Raw genomic sequence first — 23,160 nt, 5'->3', positions numbered from 1 at the left:
GAATAGCAAAGCCGGAGAGATATCTCCGGCTTGTCTTTCAACTGCCACGAGCCGGCCCGTTCAAGCCGGCTTTTTGTATAGGAAAAAATGACCGCTTTTCACCATAAAATTATGATATATTTATGAAAAACAGCAAAGGGGATGGGAGAAAATGAATGCGGTTACAATTGTGATAGCATCAATGTGTATTTTGGCTATTGCCTATCGTTTATACGGAACATTTATGATGGTGAAGGTTCTCAAAGTGAATGATGACAAGCCAACACCTGCTCATGCGCTTGAGGATGGGAAAGACTATGTGCCTACAAATAAATGGGTTTCGTTCGGCCACCACTTTGCCGCGATCGCAGCGGCCGGGCCGCTGGTGGGACCAATTCTGGCGGCGCAGTTTGGCTATTTGCCGGGATTATTGTGGCTGTTAATCGGGGCGGTAATTGGGGGAGCCGTCCATGATATTGTGGTGTTGTTTGCATCGATGCGCAAAAACGGAAAATCGCTGTCGGAAGTGGCAAAGGATGAGCTTGGCCCTGTTGCAGGATTTTGTACAGGACTGTCCATGCTGTTTATCATCACGATCACAATGGCGGGCCTGTCGATGGTTGTCTTGCATGCGCTTGAACGTAATCCATGGGGAACATTTGCGGTAGGGATTACGATTCCGATTGCGATGGGTGTGGGCTTATTTTATAAGAAAACGGGAAATTTAAAGCTCGCTTCAACGGTCGGCTTTCTCTTTTTAATGGCAGGAGTCTTTATCGGTCCATGGGTACAGACTACCGCGCTCGGTGACTTTTTAACGCTAGATACGAAAACGCTTGCAATCGCGCTTCCTGTTTACGCGTTTTTTGCGGCTGCGCTTCCCGTTTGGCTGCTTCTGGCTCCGCGTGATTATTTAAGCAGCTTTATGAAAATCGGTGTTTTTATCGCTTTGATTGTTGGTGTGTTTGTCGTCAATCCGTCCATTCCGTTCCCTGCGTTTACAGAATTCGTAAAAGGCGGCGGGCCGGTGCTGGCAGGACCTGTCTGGCCGTTCATCTCAATAACCATCGCCTGCGGGGCGATCTCTGGGTTCCATGCCTTTGTCGGTTCAGGAACGACACCGAAAATGCTGAATAAATGGAGTGATATGAAGCCGGTTGCGTTTGGCGCAATGCTTGTTGAGTGTCTTGTCGGCATCATGGCGCTGATTGCAGCGACCGCTTTACAGCCTGCTGATTACTTTGCGATTAACAGCACGCCTGAGGTTTTCCGTACGCTTGGCATGAATGTCGTACATTTGCCTGAATTGAGCAGGGAAATCGGTTTGGACTTAGAAGGAAGAACAGGGGGAGCCGTCACGCTTGCGGTGGGGATGACTTATATTTTTACCGGAATGCCGTTTTTCAGCCATTTGGCCTCATACTTTTTCCAATTTGTCATTATGTTTGAAGCGGTCTTTATTTTAACAGCGATTGACGCCGGCACACGTGTCGCCCGTTATTTGATTCAGGACTTCTTCGGGGAGGTGTATAAGCCGCTGAAGAAAACAGACTGGATTCCGGGATCTGTATTTGCCAGCGCGCTTGCCTGTTTGATGTGGGGGTACTTGCTGTATTCAGGAGATATCGGTTCCATTTGGGCGCTGTTCGGCGTTTCTAATCAGCTGATGGCTTCAGTGGGGCTGATTATCGGAGCGACGATCGTGCTGAAAATCGCCGATAAACGCCGGTACATTCTGACCTGTCTTATCCCGCTTGCCTATTTATATGTCACTGTCAATTATGCGGGCTATTGGATGGTGCGCAATGTGTATCTCAATCCTGAAGCAGCAGGATATAGTGTATTGAATGGCGTATTATCTATCATCATGCTGGTGTTAGGCTTCATCATTATTGTGGCGGCTGTGAAAAAATGGGCGCAGATGTGGAAAGATCCGAGCTTAAGGATGGAAGCATCTATACCGGGCTAGAAGGACTATTGAAAATGCTGAGGGGGGGGGTTGGCAATGAATCTATCAATGAAATATCTTATTCTATACGTATCGGACAGCAAGCGGGCTATTCATTTTTACCGGGATATTTTAGGACTGCCGATTCGTGCTGAACACGGCACGTATGTCGAATTTGATACAGGGTCTACGATATTGGCGTTTAATACGCGGGAAAGCGCCAGAGACATCACGGCGCTGGACATTCCGGATTCATCTGCTTCAAACACATTTGAAATCGGGTTTGTTACTGAAAATGTAGAAGCGGTCATCAAAAGGATGAGAGAACAAGGCGTATCGATTATCGGGGAGCCGAAAGTGAAACCATGGGGGCAGACGGTCGCCTATATCGCTGATCCGGATGGACATTATATCGAAATTTGCAGTCCGATGGAATAACGCACAAAAGCCCAAAACAATATCTGTTTTGGGCTTTCTCATGATGTTTTGTGCCCGGCTGCTTCCAATAGCAAATCAGCCAGGTGAACGGCTCTGACTTTACCGCTTAGTCCTTCGCGTTCAATGCCGAGCTTCATCTGCAGCAGGCAGCCGGGATTTGCTGTTACAATGAGGATCGCTTCGGTTGCTTTAACGGCAGCCATTTTGCTGTCCAGTATTCTCATAGACATTTCAGCTTCGACGATGTTGTAAATTCCCGCTGACCCGCAGCAGCTGTCTGCTTTCTCCATTTCTTTGAATTCAGCCCCTTTGATGCTTTTAAGAAGCTGGCGGGGCTCAAGCGACGTATGCATTACATTTCTAAGGTGGCATGAATCTTGGTAGGTAACGACCTGAGGCGTCTCGAGCGCTAAGTCCATTTGATGGAAATCAAGTTCAACCAAAACGGAAGAAAAATCCTTTAGCTTTTGAACAAAAGCGGCGGCCCGCTCCGACCATTCCGGGTCATCCTTCAGCAAATGATCATATTCGGTCAGAAAGGCTCCGCATCCTCCTGCGTTTGTAATGACAGCATCCACATCTAACGCTTCAAAAGCAGCGATATTTTGTTTCGCGAGCTCTTTCCCTGTGTTTTTTTCACCGCTGTGTCCATGAAGCGCCCCGCAGCAAGCCTGTTCAGGCGGAATGACAATGTCGCAGCCTGCCAGCTGTAAAAGCTTCAATGTGGCGTTGTTGGTCGGTAAAAACATTGTATCCATTAAGCAGCCCGAAAAAAAGGCGACCCGTTTTTTCATGGGACCAATGGACGGCAGGAAACGCGGCCGATGTTTCATGTCTTTGCTTTTTGGAACATCAGGAAGAACAGCTTCCATCGTCCGCAAATGCTCAGGCAGGACCCGAAGCATGCCTGATTTTCGCACAGCGGTTTGCAGTCCTGAACGCTGATACAAACCGATAAGGCTTACAGCTGAGCGCATGCGGTTTTGATGCGGAAACAGCTCGTGAAAAGCCGTCTTTCGCATGACACGTTCACCAAGCGAGTGTTTTTTATTTTGGTGGATAATATCTCTGGCTTCCTCAAGCAGCTGCCCGTATTTCACGCCAGACGGGCATACAGGCTCACAGGCGCGGCAGCCGAGGCAAAGTGACAGCGACCGTTCGACATCTTCATCCGGTTCAATCATACCGTCGGCTACGGCTTTCATTAAGGCGATACGCCCGCGCGGAGAGTGTGTTTCCTGAAATCCCGATTCGATATAGGTCGGACAGGAAGGAAGACAGAAACCGCAGCGCATACAATTTAATAACTCGCCTTCATCCATACGCTCTTTAAATTCATCTTGGATCTGTTTCATTTCTTTTTCTGTTGTCATCTTTCCGCCACCACACGTTTTCTGGCATCTTTCGCAAACATTTTGCCGGGATTTAATATGTTCCGGGGGTCAAATGCCGCTTTCAACGCTTTCATCGCATCAATGCCTTCTTTTTTCAGCTTCATTTCCAAGTAAGGCGCTTTCATTTCCCCGACTCCGTGCTCTCCGGTTATCGTCCCGCCAAGTTCAATCGCTTTCTCAAAAATCTCGGCAAAAGCCTGTTCGACACGTTCCATTTCATCCTTATTTCTTATGTCTGTCGTGCATGTCGGGTGAAGGTTCCCGTCTCCCGCATGGCCAAAGGTGCAGATGGAAATATCATATTTAGCAGCAATATCATTAATCGCTTTAACCATATTGGCGATTTCTGAGCGAGGAACGGTCGCATCCTCTAAAATCGTCGTCGGTTTGAGGCGGGCTAGGGCAGAAAGTGCAGAACGCCGGGCTTCAGTCAGGGCAAACGCTTCCTCCTCTGTTTGTGCGGTCTGAACGGAAACGGCGTCGCCTTTTTTGCAGATCGCCTCAATCTTTTCCATATCCCGTTCAACAGTTTCAAATGGCCCGTCTTGTTCAATTAACAGAACTGCTTTTGCGCTTGTCGGAAGTCCGATTTTGGCATAATCCTCAATCACCAAAAGTGTAGGCTGGTCGAGAAATTCAAGCGTAGCGGGTATAATTTTTGCGGCAATAATGTCCGATACCGTTTGAGCAGCGGCATCGATGTTTTCATAAAGGGCAAGCAGCGTCTTCTTTGTTTCCGGCTTTGGAACAAGTTTGACGATGGCTTCTGTCACAATGCCGAGTGTTCCTTCTGAGCCGACAAAAAGACGTGTGAGATCGTATCCGGCCACATCCTTTGCGAGTTTTCCCCCGGTGCGGATGATGTCACCATTTGCGAGCACAACCTCCAGTCCAATAACATAGTCGCGGGTGACGCCGTATTTTAATCCGCGGAGCCCGCCGGAATTTTCATTGATGTTTCCGCCCATGGTTGATATTTTCATAGAACTCGGGTCAGGCGGATAAAACAAACCTTTGCTTTCAACCGCGCGGATCATATCCAGCGTAATGACGCCCGGCTGAACTGTGGCAGTTAAATTTTCTTCATCAATTTCAAGAATCTGGTTCATGTGCTTAAAGAGAAGCACAAGTCCGCCTTCAGTCGGGCACGTGCCGCCGCACAGGTTTGTCCCTGATCCTCTTGGAACGATCGGCACTCGATGTTCGCTGCAAATTGTTAAAATGCGTGATACTTCATCAGTATTCCTCGGAGCAATCACGGCATCAGGCATAGACTGATACTGAGGCGTCGCATCATATGAATAGACGAGACGGCCGGCATTCGAGTCATCAAAGTTTTCTGGTCCGGAGACCTGAATCAGCTGTTCCTTTACATCCTTGGTGATCATTTCACCCATCCCCCTGTCAAAAAACGCTTCCAATCTATTGTAAGAGAAAAAAAGCAAAGCCTTCCATGGAGAAACATACAAAAAATGAAACTGAAACTCTCTCTATTTTGTATCTTGATCTAAAAAATAGAGGGCGACGTACATCGTGACGATGTCCTCGGTACGGTCAAAACGTAAACCCGTCAGCTGTTCAGCCTTAGACAGACGATAACGCAATGTATTGATGTGTATATGCATGTCTTCAGCGGTTTGTTTCAAAGACAAATCGTGATGAAAGAAAGTCCGTATCGTATTCATAAGTTCCTGATGCTCTAGCGCCTCTCCTAATACTCTTTGCGGAAATTCGTTTCGGGTTCCCGGGCTGATCTCCGTCAGACACATATCAAGCTTCAGATCCTCTTCAAATATGGGCGTTTTTCGCTTAAGGCTGACAGCCAGCGCTTTTTCCGCTTGCTCGTATGAATCTGTCAGGCTGGAGCTTGCGACAGCCCTTCCGGCGCCAGCTGCTGCAAATTGGCTGTTTGCGGTATTGGCAAACGAACAAATGTGAAGGATCTTCCGTAAAAGCCGATCCCTTTGTTCATGCTGCGGCACTTCATGATTAATCAAAATCCGTTCATTTCCCCACCTGATGAACAAATCCGCAGGGTACGAGGATTTCCAGCTGCGTGCCATTTGTTCAATATCATGACGTGACCACTCATACCCCTGAATAAGAATCATTTGGCGCCGGGAAGAAAGGTCAACACCAAGAAGCTGAGCTTTCTCAAGAAAACTGGGAGACCACTCCTTTAATTGCAGCCAATCGATCATAAAGGACTCCAGCATTCTCTCACGCCACTGGGATTGCTCTAAGTGCCGCGATTCCTTAATGAACAGTTCTGTCATTTTTCGAAGCAGTTCTCCGAATGGCTGAATCTCTGCAGGCTCACCTGTCAGCCCGAAGACGGCAATCACATCATGGTCAAAAAATACAGGGAGGTTTATGCCTGCTTTCACTCCTTTTAACCTTGTTTCATCTTCTTTTGTAATAATCACGCTGCGTCTTTCTTTTGCGCAGATAAGCGCTCCCTCATGAAATTGTCCGACACGCTCATCGTTTGTGCCTGCCATAATAAGACCGTCCGTGTTTACAATAATGACTTCACGTTCGTACATTTTTTTAACTTCAGCAATAATTTTTTTCGCTAATAACGGCTGTAAAAACATGGCGTTCCCCCTCATCATGTTTTTATTATATAAGAAAAAAACCGGGCGCTGTCACCCGGTTTCATGTCTTATTCGGCGGGTTTTAATCCGCCTTCAAGCGTTTTCAGCATTTCGTTTTTCTCACTTTCGGATGCGTGCTGCCAAATGACTTCGAATAATACGCCGAGCCCTGGAAGCATTTTTTCTTCACCGCTTTGAATCGCATCTACGATTGTATGCTCAAGCTGCTCCTGATTATTGCCGGTGACATTGGAGATGACGGCATGACGTAAATTAAGATCCATGTAAAACGCTCCTTTTTCTAAAATGTAATACGTATATTCTAACCCTGCACCTGGTTTATTATGTGCTGTTCTTGCGATATAATAACATCATGTTAAAAAAAGGAGCGCCACATAGACAGTGAAACAAATAGAATCGGCAAAAAACCAAAAAGTGAAGGATTGGAAAAAGCTTCACACAAAAAAAGAACGAACAAAAACAAATACATTTCTGATAGAGGGAGAACACCTCGTTGAAGAGGCGTTGAAAAGCCCGGGCATTGTGAAAGAAATCCTTGTAAAGGATGAAACGAAGATTCCTTCAGATCTAGAGACTGGTATCCAGTGCTATATGCTGAGTGAAGATGCGTTTTCAGCTGTGACTGAAACCGAAACGCCGCAGCAGATTGCTGCTGTGTGCCATATGCCTGAAGAAAAGCTGGCAACGGCACGCAAGGTGCTGCTGATTGACGCTGTTCAAGATCCGGGAAACCTTGGCACAATGATTCGAACGGCTGATGCGGCCGGTTTGGATGCGGTTGTACTCGGTGACGGCACGGCGGACGCCTTTAACGGAAAAACACTGCGATCTGCTCAAGGATCTCACTTCCATATTCCTGTTGTGAGAAGAAACCTGCCTTCATATGTGGACGAATTGAAGGCAGAGGGCGTAAAAGTATACGGCACGGCGCTGCAAAACGGAGCGCCTTACCAGGAGATTCCTCAGTCTGAATCCTTTGCGCTCATTGTAGGAAATGAAGGTGCAGGGGTAGATGCTGCATTGCTGGAAAAAACGGATTTGAACCTGTACGTGCCGCTTTACGGACAGGCTGAATCACTAAACGTTGCGGTTGCGGCTGCCATCCTCGTGTATCACTTGCGAGGATAGTGTTGCGCCAAGCGTTGGATTTCTCTATAATAGAACATAATATTTCAAAAACCGTGACAGAGGACCTCAATTTCTGATCAACTGCTTTCCAGGGAGAAAATGCCGCTGACTGAGAGCATTTTTAACGCAGCCGGAAATTGGCTTCACCTCTTGAGTTGTCGCCGGGACCGCGTACACTGCGCGTAAAGGTGAACCGGAATCTGATTCCGTTATGTCAATGAAGCTGACGACAGCATCAGTCTGTCTGAAATAAGGGTGGTACCGCGGCCACAACTCGTCCCTTGTACAAGGGACGGGTTTTTTTTATTTTCCAAAGACATATGACGGTTTGTTTACATAAAAGGAGGATGCAAAATGGAAGAAAAGCTAAAACAGCTGGAACAAGAAGCTTTAGAACAAGTAGAAGCGGCAAGCTCATTGAAGGTTGTCAATGATATTCGGGTGCAATATCTCGGAAAAAAAGGGCCGATTACAGAAGTGCTGCGCGGAATGGGCAAGCTTTCTGCTGAGGAACGTCCAAAAATGGGGGCGCTCGCGAACGAAGTAAGGGAGCGTATTGCCAATGCGATTGCTGACAAAAACGAGAAGCTTGAAGAAGAGGAAATGAAACAGAAGCTTGCAGGACAGACAATTGACGTCACGCTGCCGGGGAACCCTGTTGCAGTCGGCGGCCGCCATCCGCTCACTGTTGTCATTGAAGAAATTGAAGATTTATTTATCGGTATGGGCTACACAGTCGAGGAAGGGCCAGAGGTTGAAACGGATTACTACAACTTCGAATCGCTCAATCTTCCGAAAGAACACCCAGCGCGCGATATGCAGGACAGCTTTTACATCACAGAGGAAACTTTGATGAGAACGCAAACTTCTCCTGTCCAAACACGTACGATGGAAAAGCATGAAGGCAAAGGTCCCGTTAAAATCATTTGCCCGGGTAAAGTATATCGCCGTGATAACGATGATGCGACGCACTCTCACCAATTTATGCAAATTGAAGGGCTTGTCGTTGACAAAAACATCAGCATGAGTGATTTAAAAGGAACGCTTGAACTCGTTGCGAAAAAAATGTTCGGGCAAGACCGTGAAATCAGACTCCGCCCAAGCTTCTTCCCGTTTACTGAGCCTTCAGTAGAAGTGGATGTGACATGCTTTAAATGTGGTGGAAACGGCTGCTCAGTATGTAAAGGAACAGGCTGGATTGAAATCCTCGGTGCCGGAATGGTTCACCCGAACGTGCTTAAAATGGCTGGCTTTGATCCGAAGGAATATCAGGGCTTCGCATTCGGAATGGGTGTTGAGCGCATCGCGATGCTGAAATACGGCATTGATGATATCCGCCACTTCTATACAAACGATGTCAGATTTATTTCGCAGTTTAAACAGGCGTAAGAGGAGGATGCAAGGATGTTTGTTTCTTATAAATGGTTAGAGGATTATGTTGATTTAAAAGGCATGGACCCGGCTGTTCTTGCTGAAAAAATTACAAGAGCCGGTATTGAGGTTGAAGGAATTGAATACAAAGGAGAAGGCATTAAAGGCGTTGTCATCGGCCATGTGCTGGAGCGCGAGCAGCACCCGAATGCTGATAAGCTGAATAAGTGCCTTGTGGATATCGGAGCTGAAGCCCCTGTACAAATCATTTGCGGCGCGCCGAATGTGGATAAGGGACAAAAAGTCGCAGTTGCAACAGTCGGAGCGGTGCTGCCGGGCAATTTCAAAATCAAAAAAGCCAAGCTTCGCGGTGAAGAATCAAATGGCATGATCTGTTCCTTACAGGAGCTTGGTATCGAAAGCAAACTTGTGGCGAAGGAGTATGCAGAAGGCATTTTCGTATTCCCGAATGACGCTGAAACAGGAAGCGATGCCTTAGCGGCTTTACAGCTTGACGATGCGATTCTTGAGCTGGGTTTAACGCCAAACCGCGCGGATGCCATGAACATGCTTGGTGTTGCTTACGAGGTTGCCGCGATTTTAGACACTGAGGTAAAGCTTCCGCAAACGGATTACCCGGCTGCTTCAGAACAAGCGTCTGATTACATTTCAGTCAAAATTGAAGATCAAGAAGCGAACCCGCTGTACACTGCAAAAATCATTAAAAATGTCACGATTGCTCCGTCACCGCTTTGGATGCAGACAAAGCTGATGAATGCAGGCATTCGTCCGCACAACAACGTCGTTGACATCACAAATTTTGTCCTGTTGGAATACGGACAGCCGCTTCATGCGTTTGATTATGACAGATTTGGCTCTAAGGAAGTTGTAGTAAGAAAAGCAGCTGAGAATGAAATGATCGTCACTCTTGATGATCAAGAACGTAAGCTGTCCGCCGATCACCTTGTTATTACAAACGGAATGAAAGCGCAGGCCGTTGCGGGTGTCATGGGAGGAGCAGAGTCAGAGGTTCAGGAAGATACGAAAACGATTTTGCTTGAGGCTGCGTATTTCAACGGGCAGACGGTTCGCAAGGCTTCCAAAGACCTTGGTTTGAGAAGTGAATCAAGCGTAAGATTTGAAAAAGGAATTGATCCGGCGCGCGTACGTCTTGCAGCAGAACGGGCTGCGCAGCTGATCCATCTGTATGCCGGCGGTGAGGTGCTTGCTGGAACAGTTGAGGAAGATCACCTGACAATCGAAGCAAATAACATTCACGTATCTGCTGACAAAGTGAGCAGCGTTCTAGGCCTGACGATCAGTAAAGAAGAACTGATCAGCATTTATAAACGTCTCGGTTTTACGGTCGGTGAAGCGGATGAACTTCTCGTTGTGACTGTCCCATCACGCCGCGGCGACATTACAATAGAAGAGGATTTAATTGAAGAAGCGGCAAGACTGTACGGATACGATAACATTCCGTCTACGCTTCCTGAGACAGCGGGAACTACAGGCGGATTAACGCCATATCAGGCAAAACGCCGTAAAGTCAGACGCTTCCTTGAAGGCGCAGGCTTATCACAAGCCATCACTTACTCACTGACAAACGAGAAGAAAGCGGCAGCGTTTGCGATTGAAAAATCACTGAATACTGTGCTTGCGCTTCCAATGAGTGAAGAAAGAAGCATTCTCAGACACAGTCTTGTTCCGAATCTGCTTGATTCTGTTTCTTACAACCTTGCGAGGCAGACTGACTCAGTTGCACTGTACGAAGTTGGCTCCGTTTTCCTGACGAAGGAAGAGGACACAAAACCTGTTGAAACAGAACGCGTAGCAGGAGCTATTACCGGATTATGGCGCAAGCAGCTATGGCAGGGTGAAAAGAAACCAGTTGATTTCTTTGTTGTCAAAGGAATTGTGGAAGGGCTGTTAGACAAACTCAACGTCCTAGACAGCATTGAATTTGTACAGTCTGAACGCAAACAGCTGCATCCGGGCAGAACAGCGAACATTTTATTGAATGGTTCTCTGATCGGCTTCATCGGCCAAGTCCACCCTTCATTGGAAAAAGAACTGGATATAAAGGAAACATACGTATTTGAGCTCGATCTTCATGCGTTGCTCGCAGCAGAAACAGCACCGCTTGTTTACACGGCGATTCCAAAATATCCGTCTGTGACACGTGATATCGCCCTTGTAACAGATAAAACCGTCACGAGCGGCCAGCTCGAGAGCGTCATTAAAGAGGCTGGCGGCAAGCTTCTGAAAGAGGTAACCGTCTTTGACGTATACGAAGGCGAACATATGGAGGAAGGCAAGAAGTCAGTCGCTTTCTCACTCCAGTATGTCAACCCTGAACAAACACTGACTGAAGAAGAAGTGACAAAGGCGCACAGCAAAGTGCTGAAAGCGTTAGAAGACACATATCAAGCTGTTTTAAGAGGCTGATAAAAAAGCTTGCAGAGAAATCTGCAAGCTTTTTTCTATGAGCGTTTTTTATCAGCAAGGCGCTGCGCTTTTTGCGTATTGGCGAAATGGAGTTTTGTAAAGGTTCTGAGTGCAGATGCCCCTTTTTTGAGGATCAGCTTGGCGGCCGCTTCATCGACGTGAGGACCGGCCCCTTTTGGAAGCGTCATTCCTGCCGCGCGTGATAGTTTATCCATTTCCATTAAAAACGAATATCTTGCAATGATTGAAGCAGCGGCGACAGCCAGGTGAATACCTTCAGCTTTTGTGCTAAAATAGGTCCGCTCCTTCACAATGTCTCTGCCCTTTAAATGATTGAAGTAGACGCCTGGCTCAGCGAATTGGTCAATCAAAATGGCTTCAGGCTTTACTCCATCCAATTTTCTTAATAAATGTGTGATCGCCTGATTGTGCAGCAATGCTTTCATTTTCCCTTGGCTCATGCCTTTTTCCTGCATGCTGTTATACTTTTCATTTTTTAAAACCAGCAGGCTATATGGAATAGTTTTGATCAGGTTTCGGGCAATCTCGATGATTTGCGGATCTTTTAAATCTTTAGAATCCTTAACACCGAGTTCCTTCATTAAAGGAAGCATGGTTTTGTCGACGTACGCGCATACAACCGTCATTGGGCCAAAGTAATCTCCGGTTCCGACTTCGTCAGAACCGATAACAGACATTCCGGCGATATCTGCCGGAGGGGCATAGCGGGGATCAGCCGGCTTTTTGGCCATTTTCTTCTTTTCCGGCTCTGCTGTTCCCCAGCGCGCGGATTCTGCCGCTGCGTTTTTGCCTTGAAACAAGACCTTGCCGGATTGATATGCTGTAATGGTACAGCCGGGCGGTTTCGCCTGAAAAACGGCTCCCTGCGGAACAGAGGCTGTAAGCGAACCGCTGTACGTCATTTTCATTTGGTCAATAGCAGACAACGATACTTTTATCACTGAATGGGACACGTAATAATCTCCTTTTTTTACACTTTTCACTGTATATACCAGTGTATCATAACAGCGGGAGGCTCGTCTTTCCATTCATTTAATAAACGTGTTATGATAAGAACTAGGATTCTCGCGGAATGGAGGAGAAACGTTGTCTGACGGCAAAAAAACAAAAACAACCGTTGACATTTACGGCCAGCACTTCACGATTGTCGGTGAAGAAAGCAGAGCCCATATGAGGTATGTCGCCGGAATTGTTGATGATAAAATGAGAGAAATCAATGAAAAAAATCCATACCTTGATATAAATAAACTTGCAGTGCTGACAGCGGTAAATGTGGTGCACGATTATGTCAAATTACAAGAGAAATGTGAAAAACTGGAGCGTCAGCTTAAAGAAAAGGATTGAACAACTATGCTAGATATCATCATCTTAATCTTGCTCCTGATGGGGACTTTACTGGGGTTAAAACGCGGTTTTATCCTGCAGTTTATCCGCTTGACGAGCTTTATTTTATCAATTGCCTTTGCGGCTTTATTCTATAAAAACGTGGCACCGCATTTACATTGGATTCCCGCACCCGATTTTTCAGCGGGACAGCCGGCTCTTTCTTTTTTTACGGGGAATTTGGAAGCAGCGTACTATAATGCGATTGCGTTTATCGTTTTATTTATCATTGCTAAAATCTTACTGAGAATCATCGGCTCGTTCCTGAGTATTGTAGCCGGCATTCCGGTGATTAAACAAATCAACCAGATGCTGGGAGCCGTTCTCGGTTTTCTAGAAGTCTATTTATTTACATTTGTGCTGCTGTATGTCGCATCCGTTCTGCCGGTAGATGCGTTGCAGCAAATGATGGGGCAATCGTCTCTCGCAAATGTGATCATTAACCATACACCGTACTTGTCAGGGCTTTTACAAGAGCTGTGGACACAGTACGGGGCATAAAAAAACTTCTCTTGTCCGGAGAAGTTTTTTTCAAGTATGATGGAAACATATGTGAACGTCTGGGGGTTATGATATGCATAAAAAAGATATTATCCGGCTGCTTGAAACCATTGCAGTCTATATGGAACTCAAAGGGGACAACCCGTTTAAAGTATCCGCCTTCCGAAAAGCGGCGGCAGCTCTGGAACAGGACGACCGAAGCTTATCAGAAATGGACGATATGATGTCGCTGTCCGGCATTGGAAAAGGAACGTACAGCGTCATTAAAGAGTATATAGATGAAGGAAAGTCAAGCACGCTCGAATCGCTTCAGAAAGAAGTGCCGGAAGGACTCGTGCCTTTATTGAAGCTGCCGGGGCTCGGCGGCAAAAAAATCGCAAAGCTGTATAAAGAGCTCGGCGTACACGATGCAGAATCTCTGAAGGAAGCCTGTGAGCAGCAAAAGGTCCAGGGTCTTGCGGGCTTCGGCAAAAAATCGGAAGAAAAAATATTACAGGCGCTCGGGGAAGCCGGAAAACAGCCTGAACGGTTCCCGATCGGATACGCCCTCCGGATCGCGCGGGAAATTGAGGAGCATCTTTCTCAATTTACGCATATCATCAAATTTTCTCGTGCCGGAAGTCTCCGCAGAGCGCGGGAAACGGTGAAGGATCTGGATTATATCATTGCTACAGATCATCCGGCTGAAGTAAGAGAGCAGCTTCTTGAGCTGCCAAACATCAAAAGCGTGATCGCAAGCGGAGATACGAAGGTGTCCGTCATCCTTTCCTTTGAATATGAAACAAGCGTCGATTTCCGTCTTGTGACGGAAGAGCAGTTTCCGACAACACTCCATCATTTTACGGGATCAAAGGATCACAATATTAAGATGCGCCAAATCGCCAAAGAACGCGGCGAGCGGATCAGTGAATACGGCGTTGAGACAGTTGAAACCGGAGAGATCAAAACATTTCCGAGTGAACGTGAATTTTATGCGCACTTCGGCCTGCCGCTGATTCCGCCGGAAATTCGTGAAAGCGGACAGGAAGTGGAAACCTACAGCGACAGCATTGAACTGATAGAGCTCGGGCAAATCAAAGGTGATCTCCACATGCACTCAACGTGGAGCGATGGCGCATTTTCGATCAGAGAGATGGCTGAAGCCTGCATCAAAAAAGGCTATCAATACATGGCGATCACCGATCACTCACAATATTTAAAGGTCGCCAACGGCCTTACTGCAGAAAGACTTAAGCAGCAGGCAAAAGAAATTGACGCGCTGAATGAGGAGTTTGAAAACTTCCGTATTTTGAAAGGCGTTGAGATGGATATCCTGCCTGACGGTACGCTCGATTATGATGACGATGTGCTTGCGGAAATGGATATCGTTATTGCATCGATTCATTCCAGTTTTAATCAGCCGGAACACGTGATTATGAAACGGCTTGAGACGGCACTGACAAACAAGCATGTTGACATTATCGCACACCCGACCGGGCGCCTTATCGGCAGACGGGCCGGTTACGAAATCGATATTGATCAGCTGATTGAGCTTGCGAGGAAAACAAATACGGCGCTTGAACTCAACGCCAACCCTGCGCGCCTTGATCTGCGCACAGAGCATTTAATGAAAGCAAACGAACAAGGGGTTACATTGGTGATTAATACTGATGCCCATAATATTGAGATGTTAGACGATATGAAAACTGGCGTTACTGCCGCGCGCAAAGGATGGACGGAAACGAAAAACGTTCTGAATGCCCGGTCGCTTAAAGACGTAGAGGCATTTCTGAAGCGCAACGATTAAGTAAGGAGGCTCACACAATCGTGCAGCAAAAAGTATTATCAGCTCTTGAATTTCATAAAGTGAAAGAACAGGTTATTGGGCATGCCGCTTCATCGCTCGGAAAAGAAATGCTTCTCGAGCTTAAGCCTTCTGCTTCTATAGACGAAATCAAAAAACAGCTGGATGAAGTAGACGAAGCTTCTGACATTATCCGGCTGAGAGGCCAAGCGCCATTTGGCGGCCTTGTAGATATCAGAGGAGCGTTAAGACGGGCGGAAATCGGCAGCGTTCTCAGTCCTTCTGAATTCACTGAAATCTCAGGCCTGCTTTATGCAGTTAAACAAATGAAACATTTTATCACGCAAATGGCTGAAGACGGTGTCGACATTCCGCTGATCCATCAGCATGCTGAACAGCTTATCACGCTGTCCGATTTAGAGCGGGACATTAATTCCTGCATTGATGATCACGGAGAAGTGCTTGATCATGCATCGGAAACATTAAGAGGAATCCGCACACAGCTCAGAACACTCGAATCAAGAGTCAGAGACCGGTTAGAGTCGATGCTGCGTTCCTCTTCCGCATCGAAAATGCTGTCTGATACGATTGTTACGATTCGGAATGACCGCTTTGTGATCCCGGTCAAACAGGAGTACAGATCCAGCTATGGAGGAATTGTGCACGACACCTCATCCTCTGGTGCGACACTATTCATTGAACCGCAGGCGATTGTAGATATGAACAATTCCCTTCAGCAGGCGAAAGTGAAAGAAAAGCAAGAAATTGAACGGATTTTGCGTGTGCTGACAGAGAAAACGGCAGAGTATACAGAGGAGCTATTTCTAGATTTGCAAGTGCTGCAGACGCTTGACTTTATTTTTGCAAAAGCTAGATATGCAAAAGCGGTTAAAGCGACAAAACCGATTATGAACGACACCGGCTTTATCCGTTTGAAAAAAGCCCGCCATCCATTGCTTCCGCCTGATCAGGTTGTTGCCAATGACATCGAGCTTGGCCGCGATTTTTCAACCATTGTCATCACAGGGCCAAACACCGGGGGGAAAACAGTCACCCTTAAAACGTTAGGCCTGCTAACCTTAATGGCGCAGTCAGGTCTTCATATCCCGGCAGATGAAGGGTCAGAAGCGGCAGTATTTGAGCACGTATTCGCTGATATCGGTGATGAACAGTCGATTGAGCAAAGTTTAAGTACGTTCTCATCCCATATGGTGAATATTGTCGGCATTTTAGAACAGGTCAATGAAAACAGCCTTGTGCTTTTCGATGAACTTGGTGCAGGGACAGATCCGCAGGAGGGGGCGGCCCTCGCCATGAGCATCTTGGATGACGTGCATCGCACCAATGCACGAGTGTTAGCTACGACGCATTATCCGGAATTGAAGGCGTACGGCTATAACAGAGAAGGCGTCATGAATGCCAGCGTTGAATTTGACATCGAAACGCTGTCACCGACCTATAAACTTTTAATTGGTGTGCCGGGTCGAAGCAATGCTTTCGAAATTTCAAAACGCCTCGGGCTCCCGGACCATATCATCGGGCAGGCGAAGTCAGAAATGACGGCCGAGCATAACGAAGTCGATACGATGATTGCGTCGCTGGAACAAAGCAAAAAACGTGCGGAAGAAGAGCTTTCTGAGACAGAATCAATCAGAAAAGAAGCGGAAAAACTGCATAAAGAGCTGCAGCAGCAAATCATCGAGCTTAACAGCAAAAAAGACAAAATGCTTGAAGAGGCAGAACAGCAGGCTGCTGAAAAAGTAAAAGCGGCAATGAAAGAAGCCGAGGACATTATTCATGAATTGCGCACCATAAAAGAAGAACACAAATCCTTCAAGGATCACGAGCTGATTAACGCGAAGAAACGGTTAGAAGGCGCTATGCCTGCTTTTGAAAAGTCCAAGAAACCGGAAAAGCCGAAAACGCAAAAACGCGACTTTAAGCCTGGCGACGAGGTGAAAGTCCTCACTTTCGGGCAAAAAGGAACATTGCTCGAAAAAACAGGCGGCAATGAATGGAACGTTCAAATCGGTATTTTAAAGATGAAAGTAAAAGAAAAAGATCTGGAGTTTATCAAATCAGCTCCGGAGCCAAAAAAAGAAAAAATGATTACAGCGGTCAAAGGAAAGGACTATCACGTATCGCTTGAACTTGATCTTCGCGGCGAACGCTATGAAAATGCCCTCAGCCGGGTTGAAAAATACTTGGATGATGCGGTGTTAGCCGGATATCCAAGAGTGTCAATCATCCACGGAAAAGGAACCGGCGCTTTAAGAAAAGGCGTACAGGATCTTCTGAAAAACCACCGCAGCGTCAAAAGTTCCCGTTTCGGTGAAGCAGGTGAGGGAGGATCAGGCGTTACGGTTGTTGAACTAAAATAAAAGGGAGTATGGCCATGAGTGATTTTTGGGAAAACGAGCTTGTGGAAATCGCGGCATATTACAGTGTCGCGGTTCTCTGCCTCGTCCTCTTTTTGACTGTGTTTGAGCTGGTGACGGCTTATAAAAACTGGGAAGAGATTCAAAAAGGAAATCTTGCGGTGGCAATGGCGACCGGCGGAAAAATTTTGGGAATCGCAAACGTATTTCAGCATTCCATCTCCCAGCATAATTCGCTGCTGCAAATGATCGGCTGGGGCGTTTACGGGTTTGTTATGCTTCTGATCAGCTACTTTATTTTTGAGTTTTTGACTCCGCGGTTTAAAATTGATCAGGAAATCGAAAATGATAACCGGGCTGTCGGCTTTATTTCATTTGTCATTTCTGTCGGGCTTTCTTTTGTGGTGGCAGCCGGAATATAAGGGGACGGAGAATAGATGGAAAAGCTTGCGAAAATACTGCTCGCCGCAGCGGGAATCTTTTTGTTAATTGGTCTTATATATCTGTTCATATTATGAGAAAAAGAAAGATTTACCTTTCTTTTTCTTTTTTTTGCCGTCCATCTGCTATAATGATAAGGTGGATCTCTAAAATCGAAAGGGGAGGTTTTATGCAGTCTCAAAAGCCGTGGCTTGCCGAGTATCCCAACGATATCCCGCATGAGCTTCCGTTGCCGAATAAAACCCTGCAATCCATCCTGACAGACTCCGCCGCACGATTCCCTGATAAAACCGCAATATCGTTTTATGGAAAAAAACTCACCTTTCATGACATTCTGACGGATGCTCTTAAACTTGCAGCTTTTTTGCAGTGCAATGGCCTGCAAAAAGGAGACAGAGTGGCTGTTATGCTGCCCAATTGCCCGCAAACAGTGATTTCTTATTATGGCGTCTTGTTTGCCGGTGGCATCGTGGTGCAGACGAATCCGCTTTATACCGAGCATGAGCTTGAATACCAGCTTAGAGATGCTCAGGTAAGTGTGATCATCACCTTAGATTTACTTTTCCCGAAGGTAATAAAAATGAAAACGTTATCAATAGTCGACCAGATTTTGATAACCAGCGTAAAAGACTATTTGCCTTTTCCGAAGAATATTCTTTACCCGCTGACGCAAAAACAAAAAGTGCATATCGACTTTGACAAAACAGCTGACATTCACACGTTCGCTTCCAGTATGAAGCAGGAAAAAACTGAACTCCTGACAATCCCGAAGATCGATCCTGAGCATGATATCGCTGTCCTCCAGTATACCGGAGGAACAACCGGAGCTCCAAAAGGGGTCATGCTCACGCACCAAAATATTTTGGCAAATACTGAAATGTGCGCCGCTTGGATGTATGACGTGAAAGAAGGCGCTGAAAAAGTGCTGGGCATCGTTCCATTTTTTCATGTCTACGGACTGACGGCAGTCATGAACTATTCGATTAAACTAGGCTTCGAAATGATTCTTCTTCCTAAGTTTGATCCGCTCGAAACACTGAAAATCATCGACAAACACAAACCGACGCTCTTTCCTGGCGCACCGACAATTTACATTGGCCTTTTGCATCACCCTGAATTGCAGCATTATGATCTGTCATCCATTAAAAGCTGTCTTAGCGGATCAGCCGCGCTCCCCGTGGAGGTAAAGCAGAAATTTGAAAAGGTGACTGGCGGAAAGCTTGTGGAAGGCTATGGTTTGTCTGAGGCATCCCCAGTGACGCACGCCAACTTTATCTGGGGAAAAAACAAGCCGGGCAGTATCGGCTGTCCTTGGCCGAGTACGGACGCTGCGATCTATTCTGAAGAGACGGGTGAGCTTGCCGCTCCGTATGAGCATGGAGAAATCATTGTAAAAGGTCCGCAAGTCATGAAAGGATACTGGAATAAACCAGAGGAAACCGCCGCAGTGCTGAGAGATGGCTGGCTGTTCACCGGGGACATGGGCTATATGGATGAAGAAGGCTTTTTCTATATTGCTGACAGGAAGAAGGATATCATCATTGCCGGCGGTTACAATATTTACCCGCGTGAGGTAGAAGAAGCGCTTTATGAACATGAAGCCATCCAGGAAATTGTTGTCGCAGGCGTTCCCGATTCCTACAGAGGAGAAACAGTAAAAGCATTTGTCGTATTAAAGAAAGGCGCAAAAGCCGATGCAGAAGAACTGGACGCTTTTGCGAGATCACGTCTAGCTCCCTATAAGGTGCCCAAAGCCTATGAGTTCAGAAAGGAGTTGCCGAAAACGGCGGTGGGAAAAATTTTAAGAAGGCGTTTACTTGAAGAAGAAACCGAAAATCATCATATCAAATAAAAAAAGAGAACGCCTATGAATAAACTTGACAAACCTGAAAATCCTTCTTATCATGAAATTATGAATGAATAGTCATTCATTTCTATAGGAAGGAACGATGAACATTGAAGCAAAAACGGCCAAAGTATATGCAGATTATTGATGCAGCAGTAGAAGTCATTGCAGAAAACGGCTACCACCAGTCACAGGTATCCAAAATTGCCAAACAAGCCGGGGTAGCGGACGGCACCATCTATCTCTATTTTAAAAACAAAGAAGATATTTTAATTTCTCTTTTCAAAGAAAAAATGGGTCAATTTATTGAGCGGATGGAAGAGGACATTAAAGAAAAAGCAACAGCGAAAGAGAAATTGGCGCTTGTGATTTCAAAGCATTTTTCCCTTTTAGCGGGTGACCATAATCTCGCGATTGTCACGCAGCTTGAGCTCCGCCAATCCAACTTGGAGCTGCGCCAAAAAATCAACGAAATATTAAAAGGCTACTTAAATATTTTGGATGGCATTTTGACGGAAGGTATACAATCAGGCGAAATAAAAGAAGGCCTCGATGTCCGCCTCGCCCGGCAGATGATTTTTGGAACGATTGACGAAACTGTGACAACTTGGGTGATGAATGACCAAAAGTACGATCTCGTTGCGCTTTCAAACAGCGTTTTAGAATTATTGGTATCCGGAATTCACAATAAGTAAAGGAGTTCTGTCCTATGAATGCAATTTCACTTGCGGTTGATCAATTTGTGGCAGTCTTGACGATTCACAATCCGCCGGCAAACGCACTTTCCAGCCGGATATTAGAAGAGCTGTCTTCCTGTCTTGATCAATGTGAGACAGATGCAGGCGTACGAAGCATTATCATTCACGGCGAGGGAAGATTTTTCTCAGCCGGCGCTGATATTAAAGAATTTACATCGCTTAAAGGCAATGAGGATTCCTCATTGCTCGCTGAGCGCGGCCAGCAGTTAATGGAGAGAATCGAAAGTTTTCCAAAACCGATTATCGCAGCGATTCACGGCGCTGCTCTCGGAGGCGGGCTGGAGCTTGCGATGGCCTGTCATATCAGAATCGCAACAGAAGATGCTAAGCTGGGGCTCCCGGAGCTTAATCTCGGTATCATTCCGGGTTTTGCGGGGACACAGCGCCTTCCGAGATATGTCGGTACAGCCAAAGCATTAGAGCTTATCGGATCAGGAGAACCGATATCCGGAAAAGAAGCGCTTGATCTCGGACTTGTCTCAATTGGAGCGAAAGATGAGGCAGAAGTAATTGAAAAAGCAAAAGCACTTGCCGCTAAGTTTGCAGAGAAAAGCCCGCAAACGCTGGCATCTTTGCTTGAGCTTCTTTATTCCAACAAGGTGTATTCCTATGAAGGCAGCTTAAAGCTTGAAGCAAAGCGATTTGGGGAAGCATTTGAGTCAGAGGACGCCAAGGAAGGCATCCAGGCATTTCTCGAAAAAAGAAAGCCTCAGTTCAAAGGCGAATAAAAGGGGATATGATCATGAATCTATTTGTACTGATGAAACGGACGTTTGACACAGAAGAAAAAATTGTCATTGAAACAGGAAAGATTCAGGATGACGGAGCGGAATGGATCATTAATCCATATGATGAGTACGCGATAGAAGAAGCCATCCAGCTGAAGGAAAAGCATGGCGGCACGATCACCGCCGTCACGGTCGGCGGTGAAGAAGCGGAGAAAGAATTGCGTACGGCGCTTGCCATGGGTTGTGACCAAGCTGTTTTAATCAACATAGAAGATGATCTTGAAGAACCCGACCAATATTCCATTTCTCAAGTTTTATACCACTATATGAAAGATCAGGAGTTTGATTTGATTCTCGGGGGAAATGTTGCCATTGACGGAGGATCAGGACAAGTGGCGCCTCGGCTTGCCGAGCTACTGGACATTCCGTGTATCACTACGATCACCAAACTCGAAATCAACGGCACTGATGCAGAAGCAGAAAGAGACGTCGAAGGGGATGTTGAAAAAATCAAAACGACGCTCCCATTGCTTGTCACAGCTCAGCAGGGCTTAAACGAGCCGCGCTATCCATCGCTTCCGGGAATTATGAAGGCTAAGAAAAAGCCGCTTGAAGAGCTTGAACTTGATGATCTTGACTTGGACGAAGAGGATGCCGAACCAAAGCTGAAAACCATTGAACGTTTTCTGCCGCCGAAAAAAGAAGCCGGGAAGCTTCTCCAAGGTGAGCCTGCTGAACAGGCAAAAGAGCTTGTTTCATTGCTCCGCAGCGAAGCTAAAGTCATTTAAAGCTTGGACATTCAAAGAAACAGGGGGATGTTAGAATGGGAAAAAAAGTGATCGTGCTTGGAGAAATACGCGATGGGGAATTGCGGAATGTCACCTTTGAAGCAATAGCTGCAGGAAGAACCATTTCAGGAGATGGGGAAGTCATCGGTGTTCTCATCGGTGAAAATGTACAAAGCATTGCACAAGAGCTTATTCATTACGGAGCAGATAAAGTTCTTACCGCTGAGGACCCGAAGCTGAAAACATACACGGCAGACGGGTACAGCCAGGTCATGAGAGGTGTTATCGAGCAAGAAAATCCTGATTCAGTCATCTTCGGGCATACGGCAATGGGCAAGGATCTTTCACCGAAGCTTGCTGCCCGGCTGCAAACAGGCTTAATTTCTGATGCTATAGATGTAAGCGTTACCGGAGGGAATGTTGTGTTCACACGGCCGATTTACTCGGGGAAAGCTTTTGAACGCGTCATTTCAACCGATCCGATGATCTTTGCAACAATTCGCCCCAATAACATTCAAGCTTCAGAAAAAGACACCAGCAGATCGGGAAGCATCGAAAGCATAAATGTCTCTCTTACTGACCTTCGCACCGTGATTCAAGAGGTCGTCAAAAAAACGGCGGACGGTGTTGATCTCTCCGAAGCGAAAATTATCGTTGCGGGCGGCCGAGGAGTCAAAAGCATGGAAGGATTTCAGCCTCTGCAGGAGCTTGCAGAGGTGCTAGGGGCCGCAGTCGGGGCTTCTCGCGGGGCATGTGACGCTGATTATTGCGATTATGCTCTCCAAATCGGGCAGACGGGGAAAGTCGTTACTCCGGATTTGTACATTGCATGCGGCATTTCCGGCGCCATCCAGCATTTGGCCGGCATGTCAAACAGCAAGGTGATCGTCGCCATCAATAAAGACCCCGAAGCCGATATCTTTAAAATAGCGGATTACGGCATCGTCGGTGATTTATTTGAAGTTGTCCCGTTATTAACTGAGGAATTCAAACAATTGAATATACACTCATAAAGGAAATCCCGGACTTTAAAAGTTCGGGATTTTTTCATATTTATAAATACATACGTACAAATATAAAAACAATAGAAAATATCGTTGACATGTACGAACATATATAATATGGTTACTTTAAAAGCGCTTACATTCATGCTGACTCCTCAGGCAAACGACAGATCACATATTTGACTGTGGTGCTTTTCATATTCGT

Annotated in this window: 22 protein-coding genes; 16 read left to right on the top strand and 6 right to left on the bottom strand. The window is 46.3% G+C overall.

What is annotated here, in order from left to right:
* Positions 1–151 precede the first annotated feature (151 nt).
* The 3 genes from cstA to NSQ12_RS15205 are packed head-to-tail and all read left to right on the top strand — an operon-like array spanning position 152 to position 2,365.
* Positions 152–1,948: a carbon starvation protein CstA gene (cstA, locus tag NSQ12_RS15215; RefSeq protein ID WP_014477607.1), complete on the top strand. Its 1,797-nt coding sequence runs from the start codon at positions 152–154 to the stop codon at positions 1,946–1,948.
* A complete protein-coding gene (locus NSQ12_RS15210) occupies positions 1,891–2,082 on the top strand; it encodes a hypothetical protein (RefSeq protein WP_339175077.1) in 192 nt (63 codons plus the stop codon). The genes cstA and NSQ12_RS15210 overlap by 58 nt, the downstream gene beginning before the upstream one ends.
* Complete coding sequence (locus NSQ12_RS15205; RefSeq protein ID WP_339176688.1) at positions 1,997–2,365, top strand: VOC family protein; 369 nt, start codon at positions 1,997–1,999, stop codon at positions 2,363–2,365. The genes NSQ12_RS15210 and NSQ12_RS15205 overlap by 86 nt, the downstream gene beginning before the upstream one ends.
* Positions 2,366–2,403: 38 nt before the next feature.
* Here the strand turns inward: NSQ12_RS15205 and NSQ12_RS15200 are convergent, their stop codons facing one another.
* From NSQ12_RS15200 to sspI, 4 genes are all read right to left on the bottom strand, one after another.
* On the bottom strand, positions 2,404–3,738 hold the full coding sequence (locus NSQ12_RS15200) for a (Fe-S)-binding protein (protein WP_339175075.1): 1,335 nt from the start codon (positions 3,736–3,738) through the stop codon (positions 2,404–2,406).
* Positions 3,735–5,147 carry a glycolate oxidase subunit GlcD gene (gene glcD, locus NSQ12_RS15195; RefSeq protein ID WP_032722325.1) on the bottom strand — a complete coding sequence of 471 codons (1,413 nt, stop codon included), beginning with the start codon at positions 5,145–5,147 and terminating at the stop codon, positions 3,735–3,737. Before glcD ends, NSQ12_RS15200 begins: the two co-directional genes overlap by 4 nt.
* A gap of 102 nt (positions 5,148–5,249) precedes the next feature.
* Positions 5,250–6,356 (bottom strand): CdaR family transcriptional regulator, encoded by a 1,107-nt coding sequence (locus NSQ12_RS15190; protein ID WP_032722324.1) that lies wholly within the window; start codon positions 6,354–6,356, stop codon positions 5,250–5,252.
* Between the two features lie 68 nt (positions 6,357–6,424).
* The gene (gene sspI / locus NSQ12_RS15185) at positions 6,425–6,640 is read right to left on the bottom strand and encodes a small acid-soluble spore protein SspI (protein ID WP_021480275.1); all 216 of its coding nucleotides are present in this window, start codon (positions 6,638–6,640) and stop codon (positions 6,425–6,427) included.
* A gap of 118 nt (positions 6,641–6,758) precedes the next feature.
* Here sspI and NSQ12_RS15180 point away from each other — a divergent pair, with 118 nt between their 5' ends.
* On the top strand, positions 6,759–7,505 hold the full coding sequence (locus NSQ12_RS15180; protein WP_015714484.1) for an RNA methyltransferase: 747 nt from the start codon (positions 6,759–6,761) through the stop codon (positions 7,503–7,505).
* Positions 7,506–7,571: 66 nt separating this feature from the next.
* Here NSQ12_RS15180 and NSQ12_RS15175 read toward each other — a convergent pair whose 3' ends face one another.
* Positions 7,572–7,778: a hypothetical protein gene (locus NSQ12_RS15175; protein WP_004398812.1), complete on the bottom strand. Its 207-nt coding sequence runs from the start codon at positions 7,776–7,778 to the stop codon at positions 7,572–7,574.
* Between the two features lie 81 nt (positions 7,779–7,859).
* Here NSQ12_RS15175 and pheS point away from each other — a divergent pair, with 81 nt between their 5' ends.
* On the top strand, positions 7,860–8,894 hold the full coding sequence (gene pheS / locus NSQ12_RS15170; RefSeq protein ID WP_004398818.1) for a phenylalanine--tRNA ligase subunit alpha: 1,035 nt from the start codon (positions 7,860–7,862) through the stop codon (positions 8,892–8,894).
* Between the two features lie 15 nt (positions 8,895–8,909).
* Positions 8,910–11,324, top strand: a complete 2,415-nt coding sequence (gene pheT, locus NSQ12_RS15165; RefSeq protein WP_163138230.1) for a phenylalanine--tRNA ligase subunit beta — start codon at positions 8,910–8,912, stop codon at positions 11,322–11,324.
* Between the two features lie 35 nt (positions 11,325–11,359).
* Here the strand turns inward: pheT and rnhC are convergent, their stop codons facing one another.
* On the bottom strand, positions 11,360–12,298 hold the full coding sequence (rnhC, locus tag NSQ12_RS15160) for a ribonuclease HIII (RefSeq protein ID WP_088326691.1): 939 nt from the start codon (positions 12,296–12,298) through the stop codon (positions 11,360–11,362).
* Positions 12,299–12,431: 133 nt separating this feature from the next.
* Between rnhC and zapA the strand changes: the two genes are divergently transcribed.
* The 10 genes from zapA to etfA all read left to right on the top strand — a co-directional run bounded on the left by zapA (position 12,432) and on the right by etfA (position 22,964).
* On the top strand, positions 12,432–12,689 hold the full coding sequence (zapA, locus tag NSQ12_RS15155; RefSeq protein ID WP_003229534.1) for a cell division protein ZapA: 258 nt from the start codon (positions 12,432–12,434) through the stop codon (positions 12,687–12,689).
* Between the two features lie 6 nt (positions 12,690–12,695).
* Complete coding sequence (locus NSQ12_RS15150; RefSeq protein WP_003229537.1) at positions 12,696–13,229, top strand: CvpA family protein; 534 nt, start codon at positions 12,696–12,698, stop codon at positions 13,227–13,229.
* Positions 13,230–13,302: 73 nt separating this feature from the next.
* The gene (gene polX / locus NSQ12_RS15145) at positions 13,303–15,015 is read left to right on the top strand and encodes a DNA polymerase/3'-5' exonuclease PolX (protein WP_088326689.1); all 1,713 of its coding nucleotides are present in this window, start codon (positions 13,303–13,305) and stop codon (positions 15,013–15,015) included.
* A 20-nt stretch (positions 15,016–15,035) separates the two neighbouring features.
* The gene (locus NSQ12_RS15140; RefSeq protein ID WP_003229541.1) at positions 15,036–17,393 is read left to right on the top strand and encodes an endonuclease MutS2; all 2,358 of its coding nucleotides are present in this window, start codon (positions 15,036–15,038) and stop codon (positions 17,391–17,393) included.
* Positions 17,394–17,407: 14 nt separating this feature from the next.
* Positions 17,408–17,812 (top strand): DUF350 domain-containing protein, encoded by a 405-nt coding sequence (locus NSQ12_RS15135; RefSeq protein ID WP_003237674.1) that lies wholly within the window; start codon positions 17,408–17,410, stop codon positions 17,810–17,812.
* A 188-nt stretch (positions 17,813–18,000) separates the two neighbouring features.
* A complete protein-coding gene (lcfA, locus tag NSQ12_RS15130; protein WP_088326687.1) occupies positions 18,001–19,683 on the top strand; it encodes a long-chain-fatty-acid--CoA ligase LcfA in 1,683 nt (560 codons plus the stop codon).
* Positions 19,684–19,787: 104 nt separating this feature from the next.
* Positions 19,788–20,372, top strand: coding sequence for a fatty acid metabolism transcriptional regulator FadR (gene fadR / locus NSQ12_RS15125; protein ID WP_003229547.1), 585 nt, complete (start codon positions 19,788–19,790; stop codon positions 20,370–20,372).
* A 14-nt stretch (positions 20,373–20,386) separates the two neighbouring features.
* Positions 20,387–21,163: an enoyl-CoA hydratase gene (locus tag NSQ12_RS15120; protein WP_038828015.1), complete on the top strand. Its 777-nt coding sequence runs from the start codon at positions 20,387–20,389 to the stop codon at positions 21,161–21,163.
* A 14-nt stretch (positions 21,164–21,177) separates the two neighbouring features.
* Positions 21,178–21,951 (top strand): electron transfer flavoprotein subunit beta, encoded by a 774-nt coding sequence (etfB, locus tag NSQ12_RS15115; protein WP_014480500.1) that lies wholly within the window; start codon positions 21,178–21,180, stop codon positions 21,949–21,951.
* Between the two features lie 35 nt (positions 21,952–21,986).
* A complete protein-coding gene (gene etfA, locus NSQ12_RS15110) occupies positions 21,987–22,964 on the top strand; it encodes an electron transfer flavoprotein subunit alpha (protein ID WP_173614223.1) in 978 nt (325 codons plus the stop codon).
* The last annotated feature ends 196 nt before the right edge of the window (positions 22,965–23,160 follow it).

The organism is Bacillus sp. PS95 (genome assembly GCF_037963565.1).
Lineage (GTDB): Bacteria > Bacillota > Bacilli > Bacillales > Bacillaceae > Bacillus > Bacillus subtilis.
Note: the sequence above shows the minus strand (reverse complement) of the source record. Positions and strands in the feature narration are given on the sequence as shown.

Bases quoted from the DNA above. Each gene is read 5' to 3' on its own strand.
- etfA (WP_173614223.1), top strand. From the start codon at position 21,987: ATGGGAAAAAAAGTGATCGTGCTTGGAGAAATACGCGATGGGGAATTG.
- glcD (WP_032722325.1), bottom strand. From the start codon at position 5,147: ATGATCACCAAGGATGTAAAGGAACAGCTGATTCAGGTCTCCGGACCA.
- NSQ12_RS15150 (WP_003229537.1), top strand. From the start codon at position 12,696: ATGCTAGATATCATCATCTTAATCTTGCTCCTGATGGGGACTTTACTG.
- NSQ12_RS15120 (WP_038828015.1), top strand. From the start codon at position 20,387: ATGAATGCAATTTCACTTGCGGTTGATCAATTTGTGGCAGTCTTGACG.
- NSQ12_RS15200 (WP_339175075.1), bottom strand. From the start codon at position 3,738: ATGACAACAGAAAAAGAAATGAAACAGATCCAAGATGAATTTAAAGAG.
- pheS (WP_004398818.1), top strand. From the start codon at position 7,860: ATGGAAGAAAAGCTAAAACAGCTGGAACAAGAAGCTTTAGAACAAGTA.
- NSQ12_RS15135 (WP_003237674.1), top strand. From the start codon at position 17,408: ATGAGTGATTTTTGGGAAAACGAGCTTGTGGAAATCGCGGCATATTAC.
- NSQ12_RS15205 (WP_339176688.1), top strand. From the start codon at position 1,997: ATGAAATATCTTATTCTATACGTATCGGACAGCAAGCGGGCTATTCAT.
- NSQ12_RS15210 (WP_339175077.1), top strand. From the start codon at position 1,891: ATGGGCGCAGATGTGGAAAGATCCGAGCTTAAGGATGGAAGCATCTAT.
- sspI (WP_021480275.1), bottom strand. From the start codon at position 6,640: ATGGATCTTAATTTACGTCATGCCGTCATCTCCAATGTCACCGGCAAT.
- cstA (WP_014477607.1), top strand. From the start codon at position 152: ATGAATGCGGTTACAATTGTGATAGCATCAATGTGTATTTTGGCTATT.
- etfB (WP_014480500.1), top strand. From the start codon at position 21,178: ATGAATCTATTTGTACTGATGAAACGGACGTTTGACACAGAAGAAAAA.
- polX (WP_088326689.1), top strand. From the start codon at position 13,303: ATGCATAAAAAAGATATTATCCGGCTGCTTGAAACCATTGCAGTCTAT.
- lcfA (WP_088326687.1), top strand. From the start codon at position 18,001: ATGCAGTCTCAAAAGCCGTGGCTTGCCGAGTATCCCAACGATATCCCG.
- pheT (WP_163138230.1), top strand. From the start codon at position 8,910: ATGTTTGTTTCTTATAAATGGTTAGAGGATTATGTTGATTTAAAAGGC.
- NSQ12_RS15190 (WP_032722324.1), bottom strand. From the start codon at position 6,356: ATGTTTTTACAGCCGTTATTAGCGAAAAAAATTATTGCTGAAGTTAAA.